Source organism: Photorhabdus sp. P32 (assembly GCF_038085095.1).
Classification (GTDB): domain Bacteria; phylum Pseudomonadota; class Gammaproteobacteria; order Enterobacterales; family Enterobacteriaceae; genus Photorhabdus; species Photorhabdus luminescens.
In genome coordinates, this window is the sequence record NZ_JAZGJN010000069.1 from 1 (window position 1) to 836 (window position 836).

1 protein-coding gene is annotated in these 836 nt (G+C 31.5%); it reads right to left on the bottom strand.

Going from position 1 to position 836, the window contains the following annotated elements:
- On the bottom strand, positions 1-571 hold a 571-nt coding region (locus V2H77_RS00255), incomplete at its 3' end, for a methyltransferase (protein WP_341497205.1).
- Between the last annotated feature and the right edge of the window lie 265 nt (positions 572-836).

The following is an 836-nucleotide window of genomic DNA, read 5'->3' on the forward strand; positions in this document are numbered from 1 at the left end:
CAGCGTAATGTTTTCCTTTTACTTTTTCACTAATTCTTGCTAAAAGCTGCCCTTCTCCCCCTCCAACATCTAATATTCTATTATGCTGATTAAAATTATAAATACCAAGTAACTTCTCAACGATTAAATTTGAGACTCTTGTCATTAAAGCATCAAAATTTGATTTGAGAAAATTGTTACCATCCGAATATTCGAAGAATGGTTTGCCATGTGCCATTTCAAACGCGGATTTACCATCATCTTCAAATAAGGATTTTCCATACATTAACCAAGCATCACAGTAATATGAGCAAATTTCAAGCTTTATCATGAATGTCTCAAAACTTTCAGGATCGGCAAACACCTGGCACTCATCAGAAAGCCTAAATTTGTTATTGCTATTAATCAATACCCCCATTTCAACTAAGAAATCACATAATCGACTAAACCGAGCATAATTAACACCAGATTTACGGGAAAGCTCGCTTATATCGACATACATTCCATCTTTAAAGTGAGTAGATAATCCGGTATCAACAAAAGCATGAATTGCAGCTGATCTTCTATTTGATGCAATCAGTTCAGTTAGCATTGAGCCATCCTTTATATCTGTATATTATGAAGAAATTAAATATTTTATCAAAAACCCAAGAAATACCATGATGATAGATTGGATATCCTGACAACCCATTTGAACTAAAATGTAATTATTAGCTTCGTTATCTTTTCATACAAAGATTCAATTCATCTTACTTCCGAATTTTTGAAAGTAAATTGTTAACTATCAATTTGATAAAAAAAAATGACAAAGATCACAATTAACTATTCTCATAACCCTTAAAAGTTAAATATAAGAA